This is a genomic window from Streptomyces endocoffeicus, from assembly GCF_016741935.1.
GTDB classification, from domain to species: domain Bacteria; phylum Actinomycetota; class Actinomycetes; order Streptomycetales; family Streptomycetaceae; genus Streptomyces; species Streptomyces endocoffeicus.
Genome location: NZ_JAERRG010000054.1, coordinates 1 through 9103 on the forward strand (window position 1 = coordinate 1; position 9103 = coordinate 9103).

The 9103-nt window shown below is 73.0% G+C and carries 8 protein-coding genes; all 8 read right to left on the minus strand.

Features of this window, described 5'->3' with window-relative positions; translation table 11 throughout:
* Nucleotides 1–153 (minus strand): ubiquitin carboxyl-terminal hydrolase family protein (locus JK364_RS58615; RefSeq protein WP_504942995.1); only part of this gene is annotated, 153 nt, incomplete at its 3' end.
* Nucleotides 154–274: 121 nt separating this feature from the next.
* On the minus strand, nt 275–1036 hold the full coding sequence (locus JK364_RS50900) for a ClpB D2-like domain containing protein (protein ID WP_230993814.1): 762 nt from the start codon (nt 1034–1036) through the stop codon (nt 275–277).
* A 43-nt stretch (nt 1037–1079) separates the two neighbouring features.
* Nucleotides 1080–2501: a salicylate synthase gene (locus JK364_RS50905; protein WP_201858306.1), complete on the minus strand. Its 1422-nt coding sequence runs from the start codon at nt 2499–2501 to the stop codon at nt 1080–1082.
* Nucleotides 2502–2565: 64 nt separating this feature from the next.
* A complete protein-coding gene (locus JK364_RS50910) occupies nt 2566–4323 on the minus strand; it encodes an ABC transporter ATP-binding protein (protein ID WP_201858307.1) in 1758 nt (585 codons plus the stop codon).
* Nucleotides 4320–6209: an ABC transporter ATP-binding protein gene (locus JK364_RS50915; protein WP_201858308.1), complete on the minus strand. Its 1890-nt coding sequence runs from the start codon at nt 6207–6209 to the stop codon at nt 4320–4322. The genes JK364_RS50910 and JK364_RS50915 overlap by 4 nt, the downstream gene beginning before the upstream one ends.
* Entirely contained in the window at nt 6206–6934 is a 729-nt protein-coding gene (locus tag JK364_RS50920) for a class I SAM-dependent methyltransferase (RefSeq protein ID WP_201858309.1), read from the minus strand. Before JK364_RS50920 ends, JK364_RS50915 begins: the two co-directional genes overlap by 4 nt.
* Before the next feature lie 49 nt (nt 6935–6983).
* Entirely contained in the window at nt 6984–7853 is an 870-nt protein-coding gene (locus tag JK364_RS50925; RefSeq protein WP_201858310.1) for a thioesterase II family protein, read from the minus strand.
* Complete coding sequence (locus JK364_RS50930) at nt 7850–9103, minus strand: cytochrome P450 (protein WP_201858311.1); 1254 nt, start codon at nt 9101–9103, stop codon at nt 7850–7852. The genes JK364_RS50925 and JK364_RS50930 overlap by 4 nt, the downstream gene beginning before the upstream one ends.

The following is a 9103-nucleotide window of genomic DNA, read 5'->3' on the forward strand; positions in this document are numbered from 1 at the left end:
CGAGGAGTCGCAGCACCCCACGTGCCCGCAGGTCAGGCAGAGCCGCAGATGGACCCAGGGGGACCCCAGCCGCAGGCACTCCTCACACCCCTCAGGGCTGCGCGGGGAGACCTGGCGCACCATCGACAGATGCGGATCGGGCTCGATGGCCATGGATGTCACCCTTTCTCGTTTCCAGGATGAGCAGGGACGGAACGGCCCGCACCTCGAGCCGCGGCGCGGTCCGGGGGGTGCGGCCGACGGCTTGGCGGTACGGTCCGGTGCGGCATCGCGCTCACGCGGCCTTCCCGAGTCCGGCGATCTCCGGGTGGCGTTCGTAGGTGACCGCCAGTTCGCCGTGCCGGCCGTCGACCTTGATGGTGGTGCCTTCCTCGACGTCGCCGCGCAGCAGGGCGCGTCCGATGCGGGTCTCGACCTCGTGGGAGATGTAGCGGCGCAGTGGGCGGGCGCCGTAGACCGGGTCGTAGCCCTTGTGGGCGATGATCTGACGTCCGGCCGGGGTCAGCTCGACGGCGATCAGGCGTTCGGCCAGGCGCTTGCGCAGCTCGTCGAACCGCAGCTCCACGATCCGTTCGATCTGGGCCTCGGCGAGCGGCTTGAAGAGCACGATGTCATCGACCCGGTTGAGGAACTCGGGGCGGAAGTGGCCGCGCAGCTCGCTCAGCACCAGGCCCCGGGCGTCCGGCTTGAGCTCGCCCTGGGAGGTGACGCCGTCGAGCAGGTGCACCGAGCCGATGTTGGAGGTCATGATGATCACGGTGTTGCGGAAGTCCACCAGCCGCCCCTGGGCGTCGGTGATCCGGCCGTCGTCCAGGACCTGGAGCAGGGTGTTGAAGACATCGCCGTGCGCCTTCCCGGCGTCCATGGCCCCCTCGGCGGCCCCGGCCCCGACCACGGTGTGCAGCTCGTCGACGAACAGCAGGATCCGCCCCTGGGCGGAGGTGACCTCGGTGAGCACGGCCTTGAGCCGCTCCTCGAACTCCCCGCGGTACTTCGCGCCGGCCGCCTCGGTGGCGGACCACGGAACGCCCTCCAACCGCCTCCGGGGCCGGAAGGGAAGCCTGGGAACCCGTGCGCTGTCAATCTGCTGAGAACCGCAGGTGCGGGGCGACGCTGCGGAGCTTTTCGCAGGTCTCCTCGATTTCCCGTTCGGGAAGAGACTGGGCGGTGACTCCCGCGCCCGCGCGCAGCCATGTCTCCTCGCCCTCTCCGATGAGGGTGCGCAGGACGAGGGCGGCGTCGAGAGTGCCTGCGGTGCTGCCGCGGAAGACCGCGCCACCGTAGAGGCCGCGGGGCCCTTCCTCATGGCGGGCCAGGGCCTGGAGGGCGGCGGGTTTGGAGACTCCGGTGGCAGTGATCGCGGGGAAGAGGGAGGCGAAGGCGTCCCACGGTCCGCCGTCCTTCCGAAGCCGGCCCCTCACCCGCGAGGCGAGGTGCTGCACCGAACCGCGTGGCCGGACCGTCATGAACTCCTCGACCGCGACGGAGCCGGTACGGCACACCGCCGCCATCTCCTCCCAGGCCAGGCGTACGGAGACGGCGTGCTCGTGTATTTCCTTGGGGTCGCTGATCAGTTCCGCGCGCCGGCGCTCGTTCTCCGCCTGGTCGGGGCCGTACGCGCGGGTGCCCGCGAGCGGCTGGGTGCTGACGCGGCCGTTCTCCGCGACCTCCAGGACGGTCTCCGGGCTGAACCCGGCCGCCCGGTAGCCGCCGAGGTCCAGCAGGTAGGAGCGGGCCGGGGTGTTGGACCGGCGGCCCGCGAGATAGGTCGCGGGGAAGTCCACGGCCGGCCCGGCGGGCAGCGGGACCTTCCGGGAGACCACGGCCTTCTCCAGGAGGCCGGCGCGGATGTCCTCGACCGTCCGGGCCACCGCGCTCCCGTAGGCGGCGGTGCCGGCGGCGATGATGTGCTCGGCTCCCCCCGGGGTCATCCCCTCCGGCGGCGTCCCCTCCGACGACGGCTGTCGGGGGGCCGGTTCGGCGAGCAGGTCGGCGACCTTGCGGAGCCACACCTCGTCCACCGCGCGGACCACGGTCTCCTTCCCCGTGAGGGTCACCTCGACGGAGGGGATCAGGGCGTGCAGCAGCGGTCCGTCACCGGCGGCCGCGGGGTCCGCGTGCAGGAGATGGGCCAGTTCGAAGGCCGCCCAGCCGTAGAAGCGGCGGCCACCGGCGTGCGCGCCGTGCGCCTCGGACAGGGCGTCCAGCGCGGCGGCGAACGCCGTCAGGGGCCTGCCGTCGGTACGCGAGGCCCACGTCCGTCCCCTCGCCCGCGCGGTGATGCCGGTGGCGTGCGCGGTGAGGCTGACGGCGGAGCCGGCCGCGAAGTGCCAGACGCCGCCTTCCGCCTCGTACACCATGTACTGGTCGGCGAGGCCGGCCCGGGCGAGGCGCGTCGCCGTGGCCGCGGCGTCGTGGCCGGCTTCCAGGGTGCTCGCGGATGCGAGCGGCGGGACGGAACCCGCCCACGAGTACCAGGTGTTCCGGGAGCCGTTGCTCATCGTGTCGTGCCTTCCTTGTGCCGCTGCCGCTGAGGCCGGTGGATCTCGGGTGCCGGGTGCGAGGTCACGAGCGCGCCGCCTCCAGTCGCCAGCCGTGGGCCCGGCTCCGGCGCTCCCAGAAGGAGGCGTAGGTGCCGCCCGCCGTGACCAGCTCGTCGTGCGTGCCGCGTTCGGTGATCTCCCCGTCCTCCAGGACGAGGATCTGGTCCGCGTGGACGACGGTGCTCAGCCGGTGGGCGATGACCAGCAGCGTCTTGCGTTCGGCCAGGGTGCGCACGGCTTCGGCGAACAGCGCCTCGTTCTCCTGGTCGAGTGCGGCGGTGGCCTCGTCGAGGACGAGGACGGGGGCGTCCTTGAGCAGGGCGCGGGCGATGGACACGCGCTGGCGCTGTCCGCCGGACAGCCGCGCGCCTCCCTCCCCCACCTTGGTGTCCCAGCCGTCGGGCAGTTCCTCGATCACCCGGTCGAGTCCGGACAGGGCCGCGGCCTCGGCCAGTTCCTCGGGCCCGGCGTCCGGGGCGGCGATCCTGACGTTCTCCTCGATGGTGCCGTCGAACAGGTAGACGTCCTGGAAGACGAGGGAGACGTATGCCGCCAGGTCGACGGCGGCGATCTCGCGGACGTCGACGCCGCCGATGCGGACGGTGCCTTCCGTGGCGTCCCGGAAGCGGGCGATCAGCGTGGCGACCGTGGTCTTGCCCGCGCCGGAGGGCCCCACCAGGGCGGTCATGCTGCGTTCGGGAAGTCGGAAAGTCACGTCGTTCAAGACCGGGCGGGCGGAAGCTCCGTCGGCCGCCCCGGTGTCGTAGCGGAAGCCGACGCCGGAGAACTCCACGCTCGCGTCGCGGGGTGTCTTCGGTTCGGCCGGCTGGGGGAAGGGCGACTCGTCGAGGACGGCGCCGAGCCGTTCCAGGGTGTTGCGGGCGATGCGCATGCCCGCGCCGGCCTCGGCGGCGGACGCCACGCTGTCGATGAGGCGGACGAGCAGCACCAGGAGCGCCAGGAGGGTGGGGACGCTGAGCGACCCGTCGAGCTGCCAGGACACCCCGAGTGCGAGCAGCAGGGCGAAGACGAGCCGGGTCGCGAAGGTGAAGGAGACCAGGCCGGGCAGGCCGCGGACGATGAGCCGGCGGTCGGCGCGCGCCTCGGCCACCAGGGCGTCGTCCAGCGCCCCGTAGCCCTCCGCGGTCCGGCCGAACGCCCGCAGGACCGGCTGGTTGCGCGTGTATTCCAAGACCCGGTCGGCGGACTCGCCGATCGCGGCGTCGCGGCCGAGGTCGAGCCGGCGCATCAGCGCGGTGCTCGCCTGCTGCACGGCGAACAGCACCGGCACGCAGGCCAGGAGCACCAGGGCGGTGCGTACGTCGAAGAAGAAGGTCGCGACGACCAGCGTCACCGGGGTGAGCACAGAGGTGATGAACGGGCGGAGCAGGTGGGCCGGTGTGCTCATCACCTGGATGACGTTCTGTCCGGCGAGCCTGCTGAACTCGGCCGTGCGGCCGGCGGTGAACCAGCCCAGCGGCAGACGCAGGGCCTGGTCCGCCATACGGCGGTGGAGCACCCGGGAGAGCTGGGAACCGACCCTGAAACCGCCGCTGACGGCCGCGCCCTGGAGCGCCGCGTAGACGAGGACGCAGCCGGTGAACGCGGCCAGCCAGGGCCAGACGTCGTCGGGGTCCGTGCCGAGCAGGGCTTTGAGGACGGGCACGAGGAGGGTGAAGGCGACGCCCTGGAGGACGGCCGCGCCGGACTGGAGGATCACCAGCCGGTTCAGTGGGCGGGAGCCTTCCGGCCCGAGGACGCGGTAGAGCTGACGGATCATCGTGCACTTCCCTCTCGGATGTCGTCCGCCGCGCGGTCGGCCCCCACGGGGGCGGACCGGTGGTGCGGTACGCCGTCGGTCTCGTCCGGGCCCGCGGTCCGCTGGGCCTCCCACAGCGCGGCGTAGCGGCCGCCGGCGGCGAGCAGGTCGTCGTGGCGGCCCTGTTCGGTGACGCGTCCGTCCTCCAGCACGACGATGCGGTCGGCGGAGCGGATGGTCGACAGCCGGTGGGCGATGACGAGGAGGGTGCGGCCGGCCGCGAGGGCGGACAGGCCGTCCTGGATCAGTGCCTCGGAGTGCGGGTCGGCGTAGGCGGTCGCCTCGTCGAGCACGAGCACGGGCGCGTCGGCGAGCAGCGCCCGTGCGATGGACAGGCGTTGCGCCTCTCCGCCGGAGAAGGTGACGGCGGTGCCGAGTTCGGTGGCGTAGCCGTCGGGCAGGGCCATGATGCGGTCGTGGATGCGGGCGGCGCGGGCGCACCGCTGGACCTCCTCGTGGGAGGCGTCGGGGCGGCCCAGGCGGATGTTGTCGGCGACGCTCGCCCGCAGCAGCCGTACGTCCTGGAGGACGAAGCCGACCCGTCGGTACAGCTCGGTGGCGGGGATGTCCCGCAGGTCGGCGCCGCCGAGGGTCACGGTGCCGGCGGTGGCGTCGTGGAAGCGGGGCAGCAGCGACGCCAGGGTGGACTTGCCCGAGCCGGAAGGGCCGACCAGCGCGGTGACCGTGCCGGGCGCGAGGTCGAGATCGACGCCGCTGAGGGCGTCGGTGTTCCCGTCGTAGGAGAAGGACACCCCCCGCAGGGAGACGTGGTGGCCCTCGGGGAGGACGGGGGTCGTCGGCTCGGGCAGGGTGGGCGCGTCCAGCAGTTCGGTGATGCGCACGGCGGCGGCCTGGCCGGCCCGGATCTGCTGGATGCGGGGGCCCACGACGCCCATGGGGGCGGCGACGGCGGGGCCGAGCAGGAGGAAGGGGACGAGTTCGGCGCCGGTCATCCAGTCCTGCGTGACGAAGACCGCGCCCAGCCCGGTCAGGAGCAGCAGGACCACGGCCGGTGCGACCACCAGGATCGCGGCGGTGGAGGTGAGCAGGGTGGACCGGACCCAGCCGGAGAAGAAGTCGGCGAAGCCCTCGGTGGCGCGGACGAAGCGCTCGTGGGCTTTGCCTCCGCGTCCGAAGCTCTTGAAGACGGCGATGCCGGACGCGAACTCCACGGCGGCGGCGGAGATCCGGCCCAGCGCGGCACCGAACTCGGCCATCTGGGCCGCGGCCCCGGCCATGGCCCGGCTGAACAGGAACACGCCCAGGACCAGGGGCACGACGCTGACCAGGGCCAGGCGCCAGTCGACGGTGAGCAGGTAGATCAGGATGAGTACCGGGGCGGTGAGCACCGAGATGACGTCGAGGAGGGTGTGGGCGAAGAGGGTGTGCAGCGCGCTCACGTCGTCCTGTACGGCCTGCTTGACCTCGCCGGTGCCTCGTTCGGTGAGCCTGCCGAGCGGCAGCCGTCCGATGTGCCGGGCGAGCCGGCGGCGGAGGGTGAGCTGAAGGTCGTTGTCGGCGATGTGGGCGAGGGCGCCGGCCGCCGTGCCGCACACGAGGGCGACGAGGCCGGCCGAGCAGGCCAGCGCCACCAGCGGCCAGAGCGCGTCACCGTCGGCCGGGGAACCCGTGGTGAGGCGCTCGGCGATGCGGGAGACGGCGATGAACGGCACCACTCCGGCGAGGGCGGTGGCGGCCTGGAGACCGACGGCGAGGGCCAGTCGTCCGCGGACGGGCGCGGCCAGCGTGCGCAGTGGCCGTGGCGGGTTGTCGGGGGTGCCCGCGCGGTCGGCCGCGGTGTCCGGGGCTGCCGGGGCCGGGCCGGCCTCGGGCGGTCGTGATTTCACTTGACGAGTACTCCGATTTCGGGGATGGGCCTGCCGCCCGCTTCGGTGATGCGGCGGCTGGTCATGCCGGCCTCGCGGGCCAGCGCGGCGACGTCGAAGGTGTGCCAGTCGTAGCTGTCGGCGACCTCGCGGACGGTGCGGCCGTCGCGCAGGACCTTCCAGGTGGTGGTGAACCGCATGGCGTCGCCCTCGGTGGGTTCGCCGCCGATCCACCACTCGTACGTCTGGCGGCCGATGGTCTCCCTCAGGGACATGACCGGGGGGATGACGCGGGGTGAGGAGACCCCCATCAGTTCCACGACGATGGGCGCCCCGTCCGGCAGGCGGTCCGCCAGCCGCTTCCACAGCGCCACGCGTTCGGGGACAGTGAGATGACCGGCCACGCCGAAGATGACGACGGCGGAGAGCCGTTCGGGCAGGTCGAGATCCTGGGCGGCCCCGTCCACGACGGTGACGCGCCGGCGCAGATCCGGGTCGCGGGCGACCCGGGAGGTCAGCATGGCGCGCATGGTGGCGGACGGCTCGGCGGCGAGGATCTCCGCGTCCGGCAGGGCGGCGGCGATGACCTCGGTGACGCGACCGGTGCCCGCGCCGATCTCCAGGACGGGACCGTGGGACACATCGAGTCCGGTGAGGACGCGGGTCAGCGGGGGGCCGCTGCTGGCGGTGTGCCGGGTGGCGACCAGTTCGTAGAACTCGGCCGAGGTCGAGTAGTAGTCGATCACGGTGCTCTCCGGGCTGCGGTGGCCGGGCGGGCGGGCTCGGGGCGGCGGCTCATGGGGTGCTCGGCCAGGTGTGCGCGCCGCCGGTGGTCAGCGACGGGTCCAGCCTGCGCAGGACGGTGGACACGACCTCACGGCGTCGGGGGGTGAGGTAGAAGTGGTCGCCGGGGAAGACGCGTACCTCGGTGCGGGCGGTGGTGAGGTCCGCCCAGCCACCCGCCCCTTCGCGGCTGCGTTCCTCGCCGAGCTCCGGGTCCGTGCTGCCGGTCAGGACGTGCAGGGGGCAGGTCAGCGGCTCCCGGTCGGGTGGCCGGTACGTCTCGATGATGCGGTAGTCGTGGCGTACGGCCGTGAGGATTAGGGACCGCAGCCCGGGATCGTCCAGGATCTCCTGGCTGGTACCGCCCAGCCGGGCCAGTTCGGCGCCCAGGATGTCGTCGTTCTGGCGGTGGAGCTGCCCGGTGACGGCCGTACCGGGGGCGGCCCGCCCGGACGCGAACAGGCGGCGCGGGCCCGGGAGGCCGCGGCGGTCCAGCTCGTGGGCGAGTTCCCAGGCCACGGCGGAGCCCATGCTGTGTCCGAAGAGGGCGTACGGCCGGTCTAGGAGCGGTTCGACGGCGTCCGCCACCGCCCCCACCAGCTCGGCCATGTCGGCCGCCGCCGGGTCCTCGAAGCGGTCCTCGCGACCGGGGTACTGGATGGCCACGAGTTCGACCTCGGGGGGCGTCAGCGCCGCCCAGGTCCGGTAGAAGCCCGCGCTGCCGCCCGCGTGCGGCAGGCAGATCAGCGTGAAACGGGGTGCGACGCCGCCGCTCCACCGCCTGAGCCACGGGCTGTCGGCACGGGCGGCGCGGGCGGAGGGTTGGGCCGCGGGCCGGGCCGAGGGCTGGAAGGACGCGTTCGACGGGAAAGGGGCGGTCACCAGGCGACCCTCAGCTCTTCGAGACCGAAGGTGGCGGAGTCGTGCTTGACCACGACGTCCTCCCGGTTCCCCGCGAGGCGGAGCGTGGGGACGCGGCGGATGAGCGTCTCCAGGGCGACCTCCAGTTCCAGCCGGGCCAGGTGCTGCCCGACGCACTGGTGGACGCCGTAGCCGAACGCGACGTGGTGGTTGTCGGTGCGGTAGAAGTCGACCGTCTCCGGCTCGTCGAACTGCTCGGGATCGTGGTTGGCCCCGGCCAGCAGGGCGATGACGCCGTCGTCGGCGGGGATCGTCCGGCCGGACAGCTCGATGTCCTCGGCGGCCACTCGCAGGGGTATGGAGTCGGCGACGGACAGGACCCGCAGGAGTTCGTCGACTGCGGCCGGCATCAGGGAGGGGTCCCGGCGCAGTTCCTCCATCAGCTCCGGCCGCTCCAGCAGGAGCAGCGCGCTCAGGGCGATCATGCTGGTGGTGGTCTCGCGGCCGGCGTTGATCGTGATGCCGAGGGTCGACAGGAGCTGGTCCATGGTCACATGGCCGGGGACGAGGTGCTCGATGACGAGCTTGGAGATCAGGTCGTCGCGGGGCTCCTCCCGTCGCCTGCCGATCACCTCGGCGAGCAGGCCGAAGAGGCCACCGAGGGCCTCGGAGACCTGCTCGGCGGTGCTGTGGCGGGAGCCGGAGACGCGGGTGACGTCCCGGAAGAACTCAAGGTTCTCCCGCGGAATGCCGAGCAGTTCGCAGATCACCGAGGTGGAGACGGCGTTGGCGTACGCGGAGACGAAGTCCACCGGGCCGTCGGCGGCGAGCATGTCGTCCAGGATCTCGTCGACGCGGGCCTGGACGGCCGGGCGCATGGCACGCACCCGGCGCACGGTGAACACCGGCAGGAGCATGCGCCGGTACTTGGTGTGCTCGGGGGCGTCGGTGCGGATGAAGGGGCGGAACCTGGCCCCGGCCTCCTGCTCGCCCTCTCCGAGAGCCGGGAAATCGGGGCGGCGGATGTCGGCGCTGACGCGGGGGTCGGAGAGCAGTTCGCGTACGTCGTCGTAGCGGGTGAGCACCCACGCTTCGCGCTTGGTCGGCAGGGTGACGCGGGCGACCGGCTCGTGGGTGCGCAGCGCGTCGTACTCCGCGGGCGCCGCGAAGGGGCAGCCGCGCTGGATGGGGAAGTCCCGGGGCGGGGTCGCGGTGTCCGTGCGAGGTTCGCCGGGGGTCCGGGGCGCCGTCGGGGTCTCGGGGCTTGTCAT